Below are 18175 nucleotides of genomic sequence, written 5' to 3'. Positions count from 1 at the left end.
GTTGACCGGATGCAGAAGGCAGTGACCATGGATACTCTGGAAGCTTTACGCGCAATGCTGGGACCATCGCACGTCCTCACAGACGCCGATGCGCAGCCCTTCGTCGTGGACTGGCGCGAACGGTATCGCGGCCAGGCCCTGGCCGTCGTGCGACCGGCCGACGTGGGCCAGGTGTCCGAGGTCGTGCGGTTTTGCGCGGATCACGGCATTCCGCTGATCCCCCAGGGGGGCAACACGGGGTTGTGCGGGGGTGCCACGCCGGATGATTCAGGTGCTGCCGTCATCCTGTCCCTGCAGCGACTCAACCGTATACGGGGCATCGACACCGACAACGACACTATGGAAGTCGAGGCGGGTTGCATCCTGCAATCGGTGCAACAGGCCGCACGCGAGGCGGGCCGCCTGTTTCCGCTCAGCCTGGCGGCCGAAGGCAGCTGCACGATTGGCGGTAATCTGGCTACCAACGCTGGCGGCACCCAGGTGCTGCGTTACGGCAACATGCGCGAGCTTGCCCTGGGCCTGGAGGTCGTGACTGCCCAAGGCGATGTCTGGCACGGATTGCGGGGCCTGCGAAAGGACAACACGGGCTACGACCTGCGTGACCTGTTCATTGGCAGCGAGGGCACGCTGGGGGTGATCACGGCGGCCACGCTGAAGCTCTTTCCCTTGCCGGTCGCGCGCTGCACGGCGCTGCTGGCGCTGGAATCGATTGAGGCGGCCATTCAAATGCTGGGTCGGGCGCGGGCCGGTCTGGGGGCATCGCTCACCGGGTTTGAACTCATGGCCGGAGACTGCCTGCGCGACGTGGTGCGGTGTTTCCCCCAGCAGCGTTTCCCCTTCGAAGGCCCATCGGCCCAATTACCCTGGTTCACGCTGCTGGAGCTGTCCGATAGCGAGTCCGAGGCCCACGCGCGCGAGCGCTTCGAGGTCGTGGTGGGTGAGGCCATCGAGGCCGGCTGCGTCCAGGATGCAGTGATTGCCGAATCGGTGGCGCAGAGCCATGCCCTGTGGCATTTGCGCGAAAGCATCCCGCTGGCCGAAAAGGAAATTGGCAAAAGCATCAAGCACGACGTCTCGATTCCGGTCTCGCGCATGGCCGAATTCGTCGAGAGCACCAATGCGGCGCTGCAGGCGGCATTTCCGGGGATCCGCCATGTGATCTTCGGGCATCTGGGTGACGGCAACCTGCACTACAACGTGGCGCGGGGCGCCGACTGGGCCGAGGGCCAGCTTCTGGCCCTCCAGGATAATGTCTACACGCTGGTGCACGATCGGGTGCATGCCGTCGGTGGTTCGATCAGCGCCGAGCATGGGGTGGGGCAGCTGAAGCGGGATGCCTTGCCTCGCTACAAGGATCCGGTTGAAATGGCGCTGATGCACAAGATCAAGTCTGTGCTCGATCCCCAGGGCATCATGAACCCGGGGAAGGTACTGCAGTAGGCCCGCCATCACGCGCGCGCGCGGGTACGGGTGCGGATCGCCAGCGCGAGCAGGATTCCCAGCGCGGACAGCGTGCTGGTGGCCACCCAGGTCCATTGCCAGTCGTTGCCGGCGGCGTGGACGACCCAGGCCACCAGCGGCGGGCCTGCAAACTGACCCAGCGACGAGCATTGCTGCATCCAGCCGATGGTGGCCGATGCGGTCTGCGGCGTGGGCGCCAGCGTCAGCGCCAGCACGAACAGTGTTGCGGGCACCAGCCCGCCCACGAGCGAAAACAAGAACACGGCCACGAACTGCCCGGAGGCCGGCAGGCCCGCCCCGAAAGCGCCCCATGCACAGAGGATCATGGTGGCCAGGCCGAGCACCAGCAATTGCCAGGCGGCGACCCCGCGATGCAGCAACCGGCCGGCGGACAGGTTGCCGATGGCGTTGGATCCGGCGACGATGGCCGTCAGCAGGCCAGCAGTCGTGCCCGAGATCCCCTCGGCAGCGTAGATGGTGGGCAGGAAGCCGATGATGGCGATCCACTGGCCCGAATACATGCCGAAAGTCAGTGCCACCAGCCAGGCGTTCAGTGACTTCAGGGTGGTCGATGCCAACGCCATTGCGGAGATGGAATCACCCCTGGGGGCGGTGATCCCGTCGGCCGGAACCAGGCGGACGACCAGCGCCAGGCAAAGCGCCGTCAGCGCTGCCAGCAAAAGCCACAGGATCTGCCAGTGGCCGAAGTTCAGAATCCAGGACCCAGCCAGCAGGATAAGGACCGTGCCCAGTGGCATGTAGCAACCCCACAGGCCCATGATACGGCTCAGGTGATTGGGCTGTACCAGGCGGCGGATCAGCGCCGGGATGGGCATGACGACCATCAGGAAGCCCACGCCCTCGACCGCGCGGCCCAGCAGCACCATGAGGCCGGAATCGAAGACGGCTCCCATGGCCGATGCAATCGACAGGATGCCCAGGCCAAGAATGATGCAGCGGCGCAAGCCGATGCGTTCGGCCAGCAGGCCCACGGGCAGGCCCAGCAGCATGCCGCCCATCTGGACGACCGACAGCAGGAAGCCCGAAGCCACCAGGCCCAGGTGGAAGTCTGCCTGCAACTGGGGAAGCGCGGGTGGAAGCTTCCAGATGTGCAGAGCTGCGCAGATGCCCACCAGGACGAGGAAGAGCGCGGCGCGGGCGTGATCCGGCGAATGGCTAGGCTCGGGCGAGGGCGCGGTGGCCGGAGAGGTCATCTTGTAGCGGGAGGCGGCGGAGTCGTCAGGTGCCTATTGTGGCATAAGCACGGGGTGCTGGCCGCCGGCGCGCTTGGGTGTGGCGCAGCGCCGGGCGTTTTTTCAGCGGGTCTGGCAATGTGGGCAGAAATAAGTCGCCCTTTGCCCCTGCACGACACGCCGGATGGGTGTGGCGCACCGCGGGCAGGGCTGGCCGTCGCGTTCGTAGACAGCCGCATGCAGCGTGAAATAGGCGCCTGGCGTGCCCTGCGCGTTCACATAATCGCGTAAGGTGCTGCCCCCTGATTCCAGCGCCTGGGTGAGTGTGGTCCGAATGGCAGCGTGCAGTCGTGCGCAACGGGGGCGGGACAGCCGGTCGGCGCGGGTGCGCGGGTCAATTTGCGCCTGGAACAGCGATTCGGATGCGTAGATGTTGCCCACGCCTACGACGATGTGTCCGCCCAGCAGGACCTGCTTGATGGCCTGGTGGTGCGAGTGGATCCCGGCATGGAGCGCTTCCGGAGTGAAGGCCGGGTCGAATGGCTCCATGCCGAGGTGAGCCAGCAATGGATGGGCCATGAGGGGCCCGGCGTTCGATGGATGCCACAGCATGGCCCCAAAGCGGCGTGGATCGTGTAACAAAAAGCGCGCGTCATCGAACAGGAATTCGATGTGGTCATGCTTGCGCAGCGGGGCATCCGACGTGACGCGCCGCAGGGACCCGGACATGCCCAGGTGCAGAATGATCGTCCCGGGCTCGAACCGGATCAGCAAGTATTTGCCGCGCCGGTCACAGGCCAGTACGCGTTGATTGCAGACCTGGTCGGGCAGTGCGGCGGGGACCGGCCAGCGCAGCCTGGGTTCGTGGACGATGAGCGCCCGCAGAACGCGTCCTGGCATAACCGTGGCAATTCCACGACGAGTTGTTTCAACTTCCGGCAGTTCAGGCATGGCAGGGTGATAACATCCACTTTCGTATGACGCAATTTTGCCACCAGACGCGATGCTGAATCGCGTACCGGTTTATGGTTACCGCAAATGAGATTCCCCGCTTCTGTGTTTCCCGTTGTGCTGGCGCTGGCCGCTGCACACGAGACGGCATGGGCTGCGCCGCCTGCGGCGGTACCAGCCGATCCGGTCGAAACGATCCATTTGCGTAGTGGCGAGCCCCCGGTCGTCAATCTCTCTCCCGATCTCCTGTATCGCATCCTGGTCGCCGAATTCGCGGTACAGAACAACCAGTATGACGACGCGGCGCAGGAACTGCTGTCGCTGGCGCATGACACGCTAGACCCGCGACTGGCGCAGCGCTCCTTCCAGACCGCAATGTCGGGCCGCAACCTGAATCTGGCGCTGCGCGCCGCGCGCGAATGGGCATTGCTGGCGCCCAAGGATCCGGAAGCCATCGCCGCGTCGCTGGCGCTGTCAGCCTCCAGCGGCCAGACCGAGGGACTGGCACGGACCCTGGCGCGTCGCATCCAGTCGGCGACCGACCGGGACGAAGCCATCGTGCAGGCCTCCGGCATCGTGGGCAAGATGACGGACAAGCGGCTGGCGCTGGAAGTGCTGGACCGCGCGCTGGCTGACGTCCAGGATGCTCCGCTCGCGCATCTGGCGCTGGCTGACGCGGCCTGGGCGGCTGGTGATCCGCGCAGGGCGGTCGAAGAGGCCCGGAAGGCGCAGCAGCTGGACCCGGACTCCACGGATGCGGCTCAGCGCGTGCTGGAGTACGGCCTGCGGGTGGATCCTCAACGTGCCGTGCGCGACACCTATGCCTATCTGGACAAGCATCCCAACGAGCGGGCGCTCCAGCTTCTGCTGGTGAGCCGTCTCACCGGCACGGGTTCGTACGACCAGGCGCTTTCGCTGCTGAACAAGATGCTGAAGCGCACCCCAGAGGACTTCGACCTGCTCTACACCGAGGCCGAGGTCAATACCCGGGCAGGCCGCTACGATGCCGCCAAGACCCTGCTCTCTGAATACCTGACGGTGCAACAGTCGCGCCGCAAGGCGCTGGCTGACGGCACCACTAATGCACAGGCCGACACGTCGGATGCCCGGCTGCTGCTGGTGCAGATCGCCGAGCGGGAGCACAACTACAAGGAAGCCATCCGCCAGCTGCGGCTGATCGACGAACCATCGCTGCAGTTCCAGGCGCGCACACACGAGGCGGTGCTCGATGGGAAGATGGGGGATCTGGTGCGTGCGCGCGCCACGCTGGATGCGATCAAGCCGGCCGACCGGCGTGAACGGATCGTCGTTCAGCTCACACTGGCTTCGATCTACCGCGATGCGGGGCGCACGGACCAGGCTGCCGAAATCCTGAAGGCGGCCGATCTGAAAATGCCGGACACGCCCGAAATCAAATACGACTTGGGGATGCTGCTGCACCAGCAGGGCAAGACGGCCGAGTTCGAAAAGCTCATGCGCCGCGTGATCGAACTGAACCCGGACAATGCCAATGCCTATAACTCCCTGGGCTATACGCTGGTTGAGCAGAACCGGCGCCTGCCCGAGGCGCGCGACTTGCTGGAGCGGGCGCTGGACCTGGAACCAGACAACCCCTATGTGCTCGACAGTGTGGGCTGGTATCTGTTTCGCACCAAGGACTACCAGGGGGCGCTTGAGTATCTGCGCCGCTCCTATGACCAGTTGCAGGCAGCCGACGTGGCCGCGCACTTGGGTGAAGCGCTCTGGATGCTGAAGCGCCGCGAAGAAGCCCGGACCGTCTGGTCCGAGGGCCTGAAAATCGATCCCAAGAACCAGACCTTGCTGTCTACGCTCAAGCGTCTGGGGGTCCGCCTGCCATGAGCGGATTGGTCTGCAGCCGGTGGTGGCGCGGCGGACTGGTGCTGTTGCTGGCTGGGGTGCTGGCGGCCTGTGCGGCCCCCACACGCATTGGCGGGCAGGGACCCGCCTTCGAGCGTGTCGGGCGTTTTGCCGTCAATCTGCAGCCGGTGGCGCAGGCGCCCTATGCCGCCCAGGGCGGGTTTTCTTGGCGGGACGATGGCCGGACACTGAGGCTGGATCTCAGCACCCCGCTGGGCAGCGTGCTGGCCCGGATCCAGGTGCAGCCGGGCTTGTCGGTGCTGGAGCGCGCCGATGGCAGTCATGAGACGGCCGCCAACCCGGATGCGCTGCTGGCGCTCATCTGGGGACATACCATGCCGGTCTCGGGCCTGCGCGCCTGGATCCGGGGTCAGCCCGTACAAGGGCACCCGGTGCAGAACGCCCAGCGCGATAGCCAGGGCCACCTGACGGCCATGGAACAGGACGGCTGGCAGGTGCACCTGTCCGACTACGATGATCTTGGACCGCAGCGTGTCCGCCTGTTGCGGCAGGATGATCAGGGGCAGTGGCGGCTGCAGCTAGTGGTCGACCGGAGCTGACGGGTGCAGGCCCTTCATGACGTCCCCGCTCCGGCCAAGCTGAATCTGTTCCTGCATGTGGTCGGGCGCCGGGAGGATGGCTACCATCTGCTCCAGTCCGTTTTCCGCTTTGTCGACCTGTGCGATCTGCTGCACTTCGAGCGCACGGCTGATGGGCGCATCCTGCGCGAGGGCGGGGGCCTGGCGGGCCTGGCTCAGGAAGACGACCTGGTCGTGCGAGCGGCGCAGGCCCTGCAGGCGGCGACCGGCGTCGGATACGGTGTCCGCATCCGCTACGAGAAGCGCATTCCGGCAGGCGGCGGTCTGGGGGGCGGCTCCAGCGACGCTGCATCGACGCTGATTGCCCTCAATCGGTTGTGGGAGACGCGGCTGCGGCGCCCGCAGTTGCTCCGGCTGGCGGTGTCGTTGGGGGCCGATGTCCCGGTTTTCGTGTTTGGCCAATCAGCCTTCGCCCAGGGTATCGGAGAAGACCTGACGCCGGTCGTGCTGCCCGATCGCGCTTACTGGATCGTGCAGCCCCCGGTTCAGGTGCCGACGGCCAGGATTTTCGCGGATCCCGATTTGACAAGAAATTCGGAATCGGTAAAAATCGCTGTCTTTACTGATTGGCAGACAGGGCAGTCGGGCCTCTTTGGCCGCAACGATCTGGAAGCCGTCGTCTTTCGCCATTATCCGGCAGTCTCGCGCGTGGCGCGGGCCATGCGGGATGCGGGGCTGGAAGTCCGCATGACGGGGTCGGGTGCATGCCTCTTTGCATCCTTCGAAAATCTGGTCGATGCGCGGCTGCAGCGTGATCGAATAATCAGTAAAATATCCAGCCTGCCCGACGGCGCGATTGGCGGATCCTGGGTTTGTCAGGGCCTGGCCGATCATCCGCTGCGCGGCTGGACTGTGGACTGAAATATTGGGGAATCGCCAAGCTGGTTAAGGCACCGGATTTTGATTCCGGCATGCGAAGGTTCGAATCCTTCTTCCCCAGCCACCTCTACGCCTAGCAGGCAGCATCCAGGCTGTTGAGTCGGCCCCTTCGGGGAGCAGTTCAACAGCCTTGTCATTTGACACATTGGTTCGAGACCATGGCACAAGACAGATTCATGATTTTCACCGGCACGGCCAACCCTCGTCTGGCGGTCGATGTCGTGAATCACCTGGACATGTCGCTGGGCAAGATGACCGTCGGTCGTTTCTCGGACGGCGAAGTCATGGTAGAGATCAACGAGAACGTGCGCGGCAAGGACGTCTTCGTCCTGCAGCCGACCTGCGCGCCCACCAATGACAACCTGATGGAAATCATGGTGATGGTCGATGCGCTGCGGCGCGCTTCGGCGCGCAACATCACGGCAGCCATCCCGTATTTCGGTTATGCCCGTCAGGACCGCCGGCCGCGTTCGGCGCGCGTGGCCATTTCGGCGCGCGTGGTGGCCAATATGCTGCAGGTCGTGGGCGTGGACCGGGTACTGACCATGGATCTGCACGCCGATCAGATCCAGGGGTTCTTCGACATCCCCGTGGACAACATCTACGCCGGCCCCATCCTGCTGGGTGACATCTGGAGCCGCAACTTCCACGACCTGGTCGTGGTGTCGCCAGACATCGGCGGCGTGGTGCGCGCTCGGGCGTTGGCCAAGCAGCTCGAATCCGATCTGGCCATCATCGACAAGCGCCGGCCGCGGGCCAATGTCTCCGAGGTCATGAACATCATCGGCGACGTCAATGGCCGGACCTGCATCATCATGGACGACATGGTGGACACGGCGGGCACGCTGTGCAAGGCGGCCAAGGCACTGAAAGAGCGCGGCGCGGGCGCCGTGTATGCATATTGCACGCACCCGGTGCTGTCCGGCGAAGCCGTCAAACGCATCGTGGAGTCCGACCTGAATGAGGTCGTGGTCACCAACACGATTCCGTTGTCCGAGGCGGCTCGCCAGTGCGGCAAGATCCGTCAGTTGTCCTGCGCGGCCCTGCTGGGTGAGACCATCCTGCGGATTTCCACGGCGGAGTCCGTCAGTTCGTTGTTTGCCGATTGATTTTTCGTCTTCCGCTGGTCGCGGCGGGGGATTTTCCGGCAGCGTTTGCTGCCAGTTGTTCCGGGGCCGTCATTGGTACCCGACATTTGGAGTTTTTCATGCAATTCACCGCTTCTTCGCGTGGCGTCCAGGGTTCGAGTGCGAGCCGCCGCCTGCGCCGCGCCGGTCGCGTTCCTGCCATCGTCTATGGTGGCAAGTCCGCGCCGGCCAATATCGAGCTTGATCACAACGAGATCTATCACGCACTGAATAAGGAAGAGTTCCACGCTTCCATCCTGGACATGGTCCTGGACGGCAAGAGTGAACAAGTCCTGGTCCGTGCCGTGCAATGGCACCCATACAGGCAACTGGTCCTGCACGTGGACTTCCAGCGTGTGGATGCCACCCAGGCGCTGAACACCCGTGTGCCGGTGCACTACCTGAATGCCGAACAGAGCCCAGCCGTCAAACTGGCCGGTCAGATCATCACGCACGGCCCCTCCGAACTCGACATCACCTGCCTGCCGGCCAACCTCCCGCAGTTCATCGAGATCGACTTGGGCGGCATGGTGGGCAGTTCCCGCCTGCACCTGTCGGACATCACGCTCCCGGTCGGCGTGAAGTACGTTCCGCACGGCGGCGACACCAACCCCATCATGGCTCAGGCTGCCGAAGTCAAGGAAGTGAAGGAAGACGTCACGCCCGAGACGCCGTCGGCCACGCCGGCTGCTCCCGAAGCGCCTGCTGCCGAATAAGCCGCTGCTGTCATGGCTTTCAGGACCCCCGCACGGCGCGAGCCGGCGGGGGTTTTGTCCTATGATGGACGTCGTCCGAAACATGAACCGATGAAATTGCCGACCAGATGACTGCGCCTATCCGTCTCATCGTAGGGCTGGGAAATCCAGGCCCGGAGTACGAGGCAACCCGTCACAATGCCGGTTTCTGGCTGGCGGATCATTTTGCCGATGACCTGCACGCCGCCTTCCTGCTGGAGAAGCCGTTCTTTGCCTGGGTGGCGCGCGCACGCCATGCGGGCCAGGGAGTGGTGTTGGCCAAGCCGACCACCTTCATGAACAAGTCGGGTCAGGCAGTCGGGGCTCTGGCCCGGTTCTACAAGCTGCTGCCCGAGGAAATTCTGGTGCTGCACGATGAACTCGATTTGCTGCCGGGTGCGGTGAAGCTCAAGCTCGGTGGCGGACATGCGGGCCACAATGGTCTGCGCGACATCCAGTCCGTGCTTGGTACGTCCAAGTTCTGGCGCTTGCGCATTGGTACCGGCCACCCGCGCAGCCTGGGGCTGGACCAGCCGGTCATCAATTTCGTACTGCATCCGCCGCGCAAGCAGGACATGCCGGGCATCGACGACGTGATCAATCGCTGCCGCGTCGTGCTGCCGCAGTTGCTGGACGGTGAGATGGATCGCGCCACAGAGCGCCTACACCAGGGAAATCCTCATGCGTAACGATTCTCTGGCATCAGGTCGAACGAACAGAGGGCGCTGATTGACATGCCTGGATTTCGGCGCCCGCTCGGCTTGCCCTCCATGGGCCAGGAGATCGTGGACTTCCTGTGGTTCCTGAGGCACCCTCGCCCCGGCCCGCGCCTTGGGGCCCATGCGGTCGGCGGTAGCCTCCGTGCGGACTTCTCGGTGGGCGCGCCCTGGTGGCGGCTGCTTCACTGGGCGCTGCTGCTCTGGCTGGTGAATCTGTTTGTGTTTGCGCCGCTCGCCCTGTCGGCAGCGCAGGCAGCGGGTGCCCAGCATCGGCTGGATCTTCTCAACCTGCCTTGGCTGACGGCCCTTGTCTGGGCGCCGGTGATCGAGGAACTGACCTTCCGGTACGTCCTGCGGCGCCCCGCCATGATCATCTGGTTCGTGCCGCTCATGGTTGTCATTCTGGCTCAGGGGCCGCGTGTCACCTCGGGGGTGATGGCTGTGCTGGCGCTGCTGCTGGTGGCTGCCCCCGTCTGGTATGAGCGAGGCCACCGCTGGCAAAGGGGGTGGACGCTTTCCTGGCCCCAGCGCAGGCTGGCGCATCGCCTCTATCCCTGGCTGTTCCACTGCAGCGCCGTGACGTTCGCAGCCGTCCATCTGTACAACTTCCGCTTCGACCGCATGTCGCTGTTCCTGTTGCCGCTGCTCGTGCTACCGCAGTGGGTCACCGGCATGGTGCTGGGCTGGATCCGGATCCGTCGAGGGATTGGCGCATCGATGATGCTCCACGCGTTCTTCAATGGGGGACCGTTGCTGCTGCTGGCGCTGATCCTGCATTTCGCCCCGGAGCTTGCCGTCGGGTGAGGGGTGTTGCGTCGGATCGTGCCTTTGATCCACCGGCCGGATGCGTGGATGCGTAGATGCGGCCGACAGTACAATAGCGCCGACGAGTGGCTGCCGCAGGCGCGCCGGACCCGGCTTGGGCCGCTGCACCGTGCGTCGTGGCACCGTCCTTTTTTCTTCTCTGATTCGGAATCCTCATGGCACTGCAATGCGGCATCGTTGGCCTGCCCAACGTCGGCAAATCCACCCTGTTCAACGCCCTGACCAAGGCGGGCATCGCGGCGGAGAACTATCCGTTTTGCACCATAGAACCCAACGTCGGCGTCGTTGAAGTTCCCGATTCGCGTCTGGCGCAGTTGGCCGCCATCGCGAAGCCCGAGCGCATCGTGCCGGCGGTCGTGGAATTCGTCGACATCGCCGGTCTGGTAGCCGGCGCCTCGAAGGGCGAGGGCCTGGGCAACCAGTTTCTGGCCAACATCCGCGAGACGGACGCCATCGTGCATGTCGTACGCTGCTTCGAAGACGACAACGTGATCCATGTATCGGGCCGTGTGAATCCGGTGTCCGACATCGAGGTCATCAACACCGAGCTGGCTCTGGCGGATCTGGTGACGGCCGACAAGGTGCTGCAGAAAAACCGCAAGCTCGCGGGATCGGGCGACAAGGAAGGCATCCGGATCGCGGCTCTGATGGAGCGTATCGTGGCGGCCCTGGATACCGGAAAGTCCGTGCGCAGCCTGGGGCTCGACGAGGACGAGCAGGCGACGATCAAAGGCTATTGCTTCATCACCGCCAAGCGGGTCCTGTATGTGGCCAACGTCAAGGAAGACGGTTTTGCGGATAATCCGCACCTGAAGGCGGTCCAGGACTATGCCGCCGCCGAACATGCGCCCGTGGTGGCGGTCTGCGCCGCCATCGAAGCTGAGATCGCCGACCTGGATGACGAGGACAAGGCGGTCTTCCTGGAGGACATGGGCATGACCGAGCCTGGCCTGGATCGCGTCATCCGCGCCGGCTACCAGTTGCTGGGCCTGCAGACCTACTTCACCGCCGGCCCCAAGGAAGTCCGCGCCTGGACAGTACGCGTGGGCGCTACCGCCCCGCAGGCGGCGGGCGTCATCCACACCGACTTCGAAAAAGGCTTCATCCGCGCCCAGACCATCGGCTTCGAGGACTTCGTGGCCTGCGGCGGTGAGCACGGCGCCAAGGAAGCCGGCAAGATGCGCGCCGAGGGCAAGGACTACGTCGTGCAGGATGGGGATGTGATGAACTTTTTGTTCAATGGGTGAGTGGAATTCACTGAACGCCGTTGTTCATGCACGTCCGGAACGCCAGGACAACTCCTAGAACGACTCCTCCAGGATGCGGACGTAATCGTCGTGGCTGGCTTGGCGAGGGTTGGTCTTGTGGCTGTGGTCCGCGAAAGCGCCTTCGATGATGTGCTCGAACGTGCTTCGCTCCACGCCCAGCTGGCTCAGTTTCGCCGGGAGACCCAGACGCTCGTTGATGTCCTCCACGGCCCGGGCGATGTCGCTGTCGGCTGGCAATCCCATCGCGTGCGCCATGCGCTGCAGTTTCTTTTCCTGGACCATGGATTCGCAGGGGGTGTTGAAGCGGATCACGGCGGGTAGAAAGATGGCGTTGAGCGTGCCGTGGTGCAGCTTCGGATTGATGCCGCCCAGCGAGTGGCTCAGGCTGTGGACGCAGCCCAGCCCCTTCTGGAAGGCCATGGCGCCTTCCATCGATGCGCACATCATGTTCAGCCGGGCATCCCGGTTGGCGGGTTCGTGGGTGGCAAGCTCTATGTTCGCCCAGGCCTTTTGCAGTCCATCCAGCGCGATCCCGTCGGCGGGCGGGTTGTAGGCGGACGACATGAAGGTCTCCATGCAGTGGGTCACGGCGTCCATGCCGGTGGCAGCAGTGAGCATCTTGGGAAGGCCCAGGGTGAGCGCGGGGTCGCAAATGGCCAGCTTGGGGACGACGTGGGGCGAGATGAGGGCGACCTTGCGTCCATCGTCCAGGATGATCAGAGCGCCTCGGCCGACTTCGCTACCTGTGCCTGCAGTGGTGGGGATGGCGATCAAGCGGGGCTGTCGCCGCAGTGATGTTGTTGGCGCCGTCCTCGATGAAGGCAAAGTGCTTGAGGGGGCCTTCGTGGGTTGTGCACACAGCGACTGCCTTGCCCAGGTCGATCGATGAGCCGCCGCCAATGGCGATGACCCCGTCGCATCGCTGGTCGCGGTATATTTTCGCGGCGGCGCGTACGGCGCTCTCGTTGGGGTTTGGGGGTGTCTGATCGAAGATTGCATATCCGGTGCCCAGGTGCGGGGTGACCTGTGGCAGGATGTCGGTCCGGGCGATGCCGGGATCCGTCGTGATCAGCGGATGTTTCAGGCCCAGCCGTCGACAGCCTTCCTGGAGTGTGTCCAGGCTGCCGAAGCCGATCTGGACCTGGGTAATATAATTGATCAGTGCCATGGCGTCTCCTTAGTTCAGGGCAAGCATACGGGAGCAGAGCAGCCAGGACAACCGGCGGGCAGCGGGAGCTGTCGATATCGAATCGTCCGACGGCGGCCATGACGAATTTGAATACCAAAGCGCAAATGGCGGCATCGAAGATGGAAGCTCCGACCAATCGGGTACTGAACCGCCTGGCTATCGATGGCTGAGCGCCGGACACAGCGTTCCATCGAATGGCTGCTGGGCGCCTGCTGTTTCGCGAGCCTGGCCTCGATGCGGGCTTGCGATACGCTGCTGCCGGCATTATCGGACGAATTCTCAGTCACGGTCGGGCAGGCGGCGCGGGTGATCTTCGTGTTTGCCATCGCCTATGGCGCCTGTCAGCTTTGCTTCGGCCCGCTGGGGGACCGGTATGGAAAACTGCGCACCATCGCGGGATGCGCCCTGGCGTGCGTGATCGGCAACGGCATGGCGTTCGCGGCCTCCAGCCTGGATTGGCTGGTGACGGCCCGCATCGTGTCGGGAGGCTGTGCGGCCGGCATCTTTCCCCTGGCAATGGCATGGATCGGGGACAACGTATCCTATGGCTCCCGCCAGGAAGCGCTGGCGCGTCTGGTCAGTGCGGGGGTCACAGGGATGCTGGCGGGGCAGTGGCTGAGCGGCGTGATCGCGCAGTGGATCGGTTGGCGTCCTGTCTTCGCATTGCTCTCAGTCGTGTTCCTGGCGGCTGGCAGCCTGCTGCTGCGGGCTGCGTCGGCGGATGTCCGGCAGGACAGCGGGGCGGTCCGGGGGATGAAGGCGCTGCGCGGGGTGCTGATGGTGCCCAGGGCACGCTGGATCCTGGTCGTGACTACGATCGAAGGCGCCTTTGCCTATGGTGCGCTGGCGTTCATTCCCAGCCTGTTGCAGCGCCATCATCAGGTGTCGCTCTCCACAGCGGGGGGGATCGCCGCGTTTTATGCCGTTGGTGGGTTCATCTACAGCCGTCTGGCGGCGAGGCTCCTGCGCCGCATCGGTGAACCGGGCCTGGCGGGCCTGGGCGGGGTTCTGTCGTGCGCCGGGTATCTGTCCTTCGCCTATGTACCGTGGCTGCTGTGGACGCCGGTGGCGTGCGCGATGGCGGGCTTCGGGTTCTACAGCCTGCACAATACGCTGCAGACCAATGCCACACAGATGGCGCCGTCGGCGCGTGGGTCGGCCATGTCCCTTTTCGCCTGCGTCCTGTTCCTGGGGCAGTCCGTGGGCATCATGGCGGCCGCCTGGGTGGCTGATCATCTCACGGACGCGCTGATTTTTGCGTGGGCGGGAAGCGGCTTGCTGATTCTGTCGCTGGTCGTTGCCCGCCGCATTCGCCTGTGGCTGACCTGCGTCCCGGCATAAGAATTGTTATCTTTGCAATTTCCTGATTTGAACGCCCAGGGCCGCCGCTTTTACACTGGGAGTTTGTTGGGTTTGCGCACAGCGCACTGAATCAGTCATGCATTCCTTTTTTTCGCAGGTTCTGGGTTTTTATCTTGAGTGGCAGACTGTCATCCTGGTGTTTCTGACCGTTCTGGGGGCCTTGTTCATCGGCATCGTGGTGCGCGCCATGCTTGTCCGGGTGAGTCGACGCCTGCATCCGGTCCGGCATTCGTGGCTTCACGGCCTGGTGGCGGGCTCGTCGAATCCGGCCCAGGCCCTGGTCTGGGTGCTGGGGGTGACGCTGGCCGGGCAGCTTCTGTTGCAGCACAAGGCCGGCGATGTCTCGGGGGACTCCTTGCTCGCGCATGGGATTGGGCCCATTCGCGACGTGGGCGTGATTCTGGTGGTCATGTGGTTCCTGCTGCGGGCGGTGGGCCAGATCCAGGACAACCTGCTGGCCCGCGCTCATGATCACGGGCGGGATCTGGACATCACGGCGGCCGATGCCATCGGCAAGCTGGTCAAGGCGTCGGTGGTCGTCACTGCCATTTTGATGATGATGCAGGCCCTGGGGTTTTCGATCGCGGGGTTGCTCGCATTCGGCGGGATGGGCGGAATTGCCGTCGGCTTCGCTGCGCAGAGCCTGGTCGCCAATCTGCTCGGCGGGCTGACGATCTTTGCCAGCCGGCCCTTCAAAGTGGGGGAATACATCATCATTCCCGGGACGGAATTGATGGGCGGGGTGGAGCACATCGGCTGGCGAGCGACGCGGCTCATCGGCTTCGATTGCAAGCCGTTCTATGTGCCCAACGCCATGTTCAATACCCAGCCGGTCATCAACCATACCCGCATGACCAGTCGCCGCATCATGGAAGATATCCATATCCGTTACGCCGACATCGATGCGGTGCCTGCCATCGTGGCGGAAGGACAGGCCATGCTACGGGCTCATCCGGGGATCAAGCACGACTTCTTCGCGTTCAACTTCAGCAGTTGCGGCTCCTACTCGCTCAAGCTCTTCCTGTATGCCTTCACGGTCAGTACGGACTACAACGACTATCTGGAGGTTCAGCAGGATGTGCTGCTGAAGATCGCGGACATCATCCGCAGTCATGGGGCGCAGCTCACAGGGCCTGTGTCCGCGGTGGAGATGCCTCAGCTTCAGGCGCCGAAAACCGGGCTTTCCGGGGTGGGTGGGCCTGACCAGGGCCAGCCGCTGCCGCCTCCTGTACCGCCATCGGTGTCATGATCTGGGACGCGTTCCGCTACCTGTGGAATGGGTGCGGAATGGTGGCGCTCCGAAATTCGTCTTGAATTCCGGCTATCAGCCCCCAACTGTACGAGCAGTGGGCGATGCGGCCAGGGTGGCGCGTTGCCTGAATCCAGAACATTACCCTTGCCAATGCCATGAGCCAAACCGAAACCAAGACGCCCGAAACCCTGGGATTTCAGGCCGAAGTCAAACAGTTGCTGCAGTTGATGATTCATTCGCTATACAGCAACAAGGAAATCTTTCTGCGTGAACTGGTCTCCAACGCATCGGATGCCTGCGACAAGCTGCGTTTCGAGGCCATCGACCACCCGGATCTGATGGAAGGGGACACCGAGCTGCGGATTCGCGTCACGTTCGACAAGGCTGCGCGTACGCTTACGATCGCGGACAACGGCGTGGGCTTGTCGCGCGACGAGGCCGTCGCCAACCTGGGCACGATCGCGCGCTCCGGCACGCGCGAATTTTTCTCGCAACTGACGGGCGACAAACAGAAGGACGCCCAGCTTATCGGCCAGTTTGGCGTGGGTTTCTATTCCTCCTTCATCGTGGCCGAGAAGGTTTCCGTGCACAGCCGGCGGGCCGGCCTCCCGGCTGATCAGGGGGTGCTGTGGGAATCCGACGGGCAGGGCGAGTTTTCCGTCTCCGCACTGGACAAGGCCGATCGCGGCACCTCGGTCACGTTGACGCTGCGGGCCGACGAGGACGAATTCTTGTCAGGCTGGAAGCTGCGCGAAGTCCTGCGCCGCTATTCGGATCACATCTCGCTGCCCATCCAGATGCTCAAGGAAGAGTGGGACGAGAAGAAGTCCGAGCAGATCACGACGGACGAGTGGGAGACCGTCAACCAGGCCAATGCGCTCTGGGCCCGCGCCAAAGCCGACATCACGGACGAACAGTACCGGGAGTTCTACAAGCACGTTTCCCATGACTACGAAGATCCGCTCGCCTGGACGCACAATCGGGTTGAGGGCCGCAGCGAGTACACGCAGTTGCTGTACCTTCCGAAGCACGCACCGTTCGACCTGTGGGATCGCGATGCGCGCCGGGGGGTAAAGCTGTACGTACGGCGCGTCTTCATCATGGACGATGCCGAGCAGTTGCTGCCCACCTACCTGCGGTTCGTGCGCGGGGTGGTGGACTCGTCCGACCTGCCGCTGAACGTTTCGCGCGAGATCCTGCAGGAAAGCCGCGACGTGCGCACCATCCGCGATGGCTGCGCCAAGCGCATCCTCGGTCTGCTCGAAGAAATGGCCGAAAGCAAACCCGACGATTACAAGATTTTCTGGGAGCAGTTCGGCCAGGTGCTGAAAGAAGGCACTGGCGAGGACCCGGCCAACAAGGACAAGATTGCCAAGCTGCTGCGCTTCGCCTCCACGCAGGCCGACAGTCCGGCACAGACCGTTTCGCTGGCAGACTATGTGGCACGCATGAAAGAAGGTCAGGACAAGATCTACTACCTGAGTGCCGATTCGTATGCGGCGGCTGCGCATAGCCCGCATCTGGAGGTGTTCCGCCGCAAGGGGCTGGAGGTTCTGCTGCTCACCGACCGCGTGGACGAATGGATGCTGTCCTACCTGCGCGAGTTCGAGGGCAGGTCGCTCGCGTCTGTCGCCAAGGGCGGACTGGATCTGGACAAGCTCGAGGACGAAGCGGAAAAGAAGCAGCAGGCCGAGGCGGCCGAAGCGTTCAAGCCCACCATCGAGCGTTTGAAGAAAGCGCTGGGCGAGCGGGTGAAAGACGTTCGGGTGACGGCGCGCCTGGTCGATTCGCCGGCCTGCGTGGTGGTGGATGAAAACGAGCTTAGCCCGCACCTGTTGCGCATGCTGAAGGCAGCCGGACAAGAGGCCCCGGACGTGAAGCCCATCCTGGAGGTCAATCCGCAGCACGCCTTGGTCAAACGGCTGGAGGCACAGGCTGATCCGCATTTTGGTGATTGGGCCGAACTGCTGCTGGACCAGGCGATGCTGGCCGAGGGTGCGTCGCTGAAGGATCCTGCCGCCTTTGTCAAGCGCATGAACGCGCTGTTGCTGAGCGCATAGAAGTCTCAGTCGTTCCGGTCGGCGGGCCGGTGTGCCTTGCATACCCGCGGGGCACACGGCGTCGCGACGGGACTTTGTTCAGAGCGACGGGTTGGCGAGCCCGGTTGCCTGCACGAATCGCGGCCAGTCGAATGCGGGCCCCGGGTCCGTCTTGCGGCCCGGGGCAATGTGCTCATGGCCTTGCACCCACCGGATGGCATGCCGTGCACGGACGGCCGCCGTCAGGATGGTGAGCTTGGCGTATTGCTCGTCTGTGTAGGGCAGCACGTCGGTACCCTCCAGCTCGATCCCGATGGAGAAGTCGTTGCAGCGCTCGCGTCCCTGGAAGCAGGAGGCGCCGGCGTGCCACGCGCGCAGCGTGGTGGGAACGAACTGTACGATGCGGCCATCGCGTCGGATCAGGAAGTGCGACGAAACATGCAGGTTGCGAATGTTTTCGAACCAGGGGTCCGATGACATGTCGAGCTGGTTCTGGAAGAACTCGATGATGGCGTTGCCCGTGAACACGCCGGGCGGCAGGCTGATGTTATGGATCACCAGCAAGCTTGGATCTTCGCCGTCCGGCCGCTGATCGTGGTTTGGGGAAGGGCGGTGCACGACGCTGGGGGTTGGCGTCAGCCAGCCGTTTGGACCGATGTGGGGTTGCCGATCGGGTGGCACCCTTGGCCGCCCCGTTCC

General features: G+C 63.9%; 15 protein-coding genes, 1 tRNA gene and 1 pseudogene. 13 read left to right on the top strand and 4 right to left on the bottom strand.

Going from position 1 to position 18175, the window contains the following annotated elements:
- The first annotated feature begins 27 nt into the window (after positions 1-27).
- Complete coding sequence (locus tag EPN31_RS07290; RefSeq protein WP_291771277.1) at positions 28-1440, top strand: FAD-binding oxidoreductase; 1413 nt, start codon at positions 28-30, stop codon at positions 1438-1440.
- Between the two features lie 8 nt (positions 1441-1448).
- On the opposite strand, the gene EPN31_RS07285 is transcribed toward EPN31_RS07290, so the two are convergent.
- Entirely contained in the window at positions 1449-2675 is a 1227-nt protein-coding gene (locus EPN31_RS07285; RefSeq protein WP_291771274.1) for a CynX/NimT family MFS transporter, read from the bottom strand.
- A 102-nt stretch (positions 2676-2777) separates the two neighbouring features.
- A complete protein-coding gene (mutM, locus tag EPN31_RS07280; protein ID WP_291771271.1) occupies positions 2778-3605 on the bottom strand; it encodes a bifunctional DNA-formamidopyrimidine glycosylase/DNA-(apurinic or apyrimidinic site) lyase in 828 nt (275 codons plus the stop codon).
- Between the two features lie 87 nt (positions 3606-3692).
- On the opposite strand from mutM, the gene EPN31_RS07275 reads away from it, so the two are divergent.
- The 9 genes from EPN31_RS07275 (at position 3693) to ychF (ending at position 11613) form a co-directional block, all read left to right on the top strand.
- Positions 3693-5465 carry a tetratricopeptide repeat protein gene (locus tag EPN31_RS07275; protein WP_291771268.1) on the top strand — a complete coding sequence of 591 codons (1773 nt, stop codon included), beginning with the start codon at positions 3693-3695 and terminating at the stop codon, positions 5463-5465.
- Complete coding sequence (locus tag EPN31_RS07270; RefSeq protein ID WP_291771265.1) at positions 5462-6043, top strand: outer membrane lipoprotein LolB; 582 nt, start codon at positions 5462-5464, stop codon at positions 6041-6043. Before EPN31_RS07275 ends, EPN31_RS07270 begins: the two co-directional genes overlap by 4 nt.
- Before the next feature lie 3 nt (positions 6044-6046).
- Positions 6047-6943: a 4-(cytidine 5'-diphospho)-2-C-methyl-D-erythritol kinase gene (gene ispE / locus EPN31_RS07265; protein ID WP_291771262.1), complete on the top strand. Its 897-nt coding sequence runs from the start codon at positions 6047-6049 to the stop codon at positions 6941-6943.
- 5 nt (positions 6944-6948) lie between these two features.
- A tRNA-Gln gene (locus tag EPN31_RS07260) sits at positions 6949-7025 on the top strand.
- A gap of 94 nt (positions 7026-7119) precedes the next feature.
- Entirely contained in the window at positions 7120-8070 is a 951-nt protein-coding gene (locus tag EPN31_RS07255; protein WP_291771259.1) for a ribose-phosphate pyrophosphokinase, read from the top strand.
- A gap of 98 nt (positions 8071-8168) precedes the next feature.
- Positions 8169-8804, top strand: a complete 636-nt coding sequence (locus EPN31_RS07250) for a 50S ribosomal protein L25/general stress protein Ctc (RefSeq protein ID WP_291771257.1) — start codon at positions 8169-8171, stop codon at positions 8802-8804.
- A 107-nt stretch (positions 8805-8911) separates the two neighbouring features.
- Entirely contained in the window at positions 8912-9511 is a 600-nt protein-coding gene (pth, locus tag EPN31_RS07245) for an aminoacyl-tRNA hydrolase (protein ID WP_291771255.1), read from the top strand.
- Between the two features lie 45 nt (positions 9512-9556).
- The gene (locus tag EPN31_RS07240; protein ID WP_291771253.1) at positions 9557-10345 is read left to right on the top strand and encodes a CPBP family glutamic-type intramembrane protease; all 789 of its coding nucleotides are present in this window, start codon (positions 9557-9559) and stop codon (positions 10343-10345) included.
- 176 nt (positions 10346-10521) lie between these two features.
- Positions 10522-11613, top strand: coding sequence for a redox-regulated ATPase YchF (gene ychF / locus EPN31_RS07235; RefSeq protein ID WP_291771251.1), 1092 nt, complete (start codon positions 10522-10524; stop codon positions 11611-11613).
- A gap of 54 nt (positions 11614-11667) precedes the next feature.
- Here the strand turns inward: ychF and EPN31_RS07230 are convergent.
- Positions 11668-12802: pseudogene (locus tag EPN31_RS07230) on the bottom strand (iron-containing alcohol dehydrogenase).
- A 183-nt stretch (positions 12803-12985) separates the two neighbouring features.
- Here EPN31_RS07230 and EPN31_RS07225 point away from each other — a divergent pair.
- The 3 genes from EPN31_RS07225 to htpG all read left to right on the top strand — a co-directional run bounded on the left by EPN31_RS07225 (position 12986) and on the right by htpG (position 17497).
- Complete coding sequence (locus EPN31_RS07225) at positions 12986-14164, top strand: MFS transporter (RefSeq protein WP_291771249.1); 1179 nt, start codon at positions 12986-12988, stop codon at positions 14162-14164.
- 97 nt (positions 14165-14261) lie between these two features.
- The gene (locus EPN31_RS07220; RefSeq protein ID WP_291771247.1) at positions 14262-15434 is read left to right on the top strand and encodes a mechanosensitive ion channel domain-containing protein; all 1173 of its coding nucleotides are present in this window, start codon (positions 14262-14264) and stop codon (positions 15432-15434) included.
- A 158-nt stretch (positions 15435-15592) separates the two neighbouring features.
- Positions 15593-17497 carry a molecular chaperone HtpG gene (htpG, locus tag EPN31_RS07215; RefSeq protein ID WP_291771245.1) on the top strand — a complete coding sequence of 635 codons (1905 nt, stop codon included), beginning with the start codon at positions 15593-15595 and terminating at the stop codon, positions 17495-17497.
- 78 nt (positions 17498-17575) lie between these two features.
- Here the strand turns inward: htpG and ampD are convergent, their stop codons facing one another.
- Complete coding sequence (ampD, locus tag EPN31_RS07210) at positions 17576-18133, bottom strand: 1,6-anhydro-N-acetylmuramyl-L-alanine amidase AmpD (RefSeq protein WP_291771393.1); 558 nt, start codon at positions 18131-18133, stop codon at positions 17576-17578.
- Positions 18134-18175 lie beyond the last annotated feature (42 nt).

It is taken from the genome of Castellaniella sp. (assembly GCF_004321985.1).
Taxonomy (GTDB): domain Bacteria; phylum Pseudomonadota; class Gammaproteobacteria; order Burkholderiales; family Burkholderiaceae_B; genus Castellaniella.
Note: the sequence above shows the minus strand (reverse complement) of the source record. Positions and strands in the feature narration are given on the sequence as shown.

Bases quoted from the DNA above. Each gene is read 5' to 3' on its own strand.
- EPN31_RS07290 (WP_291771277.1), top strand. From the start codon at position 28: ATGGATACTCTGGAAGCTTTACGCGCAATGCTGGGACCATCGCACGTC.
- EPN31_RS07285 (WP_291771274.1), bottom strand. From the start codon at position 2,675: ATGACCTCTCCGGCCACCGCGCCCTCGCCCGAGCCTAGCCATTCGCCG.
- mutM (WP_291771271.1), bottom strand. From the start codon at position 3,605: ATGCCTGAACTGCCGGAAGTTGAAACAACTCGTCGTGGAATTGCCACG.
- EPN31_RS07275 (WP_291771268.1), top strand. From the start codon at position 3,693: ATGAGATTCCCCGCTTCTGTGTTTCCCGTTGTGCTGGCGCTGGCCGCT.
- EPN31_RS07270 (WP_291771265.1), top strand. From the start codon at position 5,462: ATGAGCGGATTGGTCTGCAGCCGGTGGTGGCGCGGCGGACTGGTGCTG.
- EPN31_RS07255 (WP_291771259.1), top strand. From the start codon at position 7,120: ATGGCACAAGACAGATTCATGATTTTCACCGGCACGGCCAACCCTCGT.
- EPN31_RS07250 (WP_291771257.1), top strand. From the start codon at position 8,169: ATGCAATTCACCGCTTCTTCGCGTGGCGTCCAGGGTTCGAGTGCGAGC.
- pth (WP_291771255.1), top strand. From the start codon at position 8,912: ATGACTGCGCCTATCCGTCTCATCGTAGGGCTGGGAAATCCAGGCCCG.
- EPN31_RS07240 (WP_291771253.1), top strand. From the start codon at position 9,557: ATGCCTGGATTTCGGCGCCCGCTCGGCTTGCCCTCCATGGGCCAGGAG.
- ychF (WP_291771251.1), top strand. From the start codon at position 10,522: ATGGCACTGCAATGCGGCATCGTTGGCCTGCCCAACGTCGGCAAATCC.
- EPN31_RS07225 (WP_291771249.1), top strand. From the start codon at position 12,986: ATGGCTGAGCGCCGGACACAGCGTTCCATCGAATGGCTGCTGGGCGCC.
- EPN31_RS07220 (WP_291771247.1), top strand. From the start codon at position 14,262: ATGCATTCCTTTTTTTCGCAGGTTCTGGGTTTTTATCTTGAGTGGCAG.
- htpG (WP_291771245.1), top strand. From the start codon at position 15,593: ATGAGCCAAACCGAAACCAAGACGCCCGAAACCCTGGGATTTCAGGCC.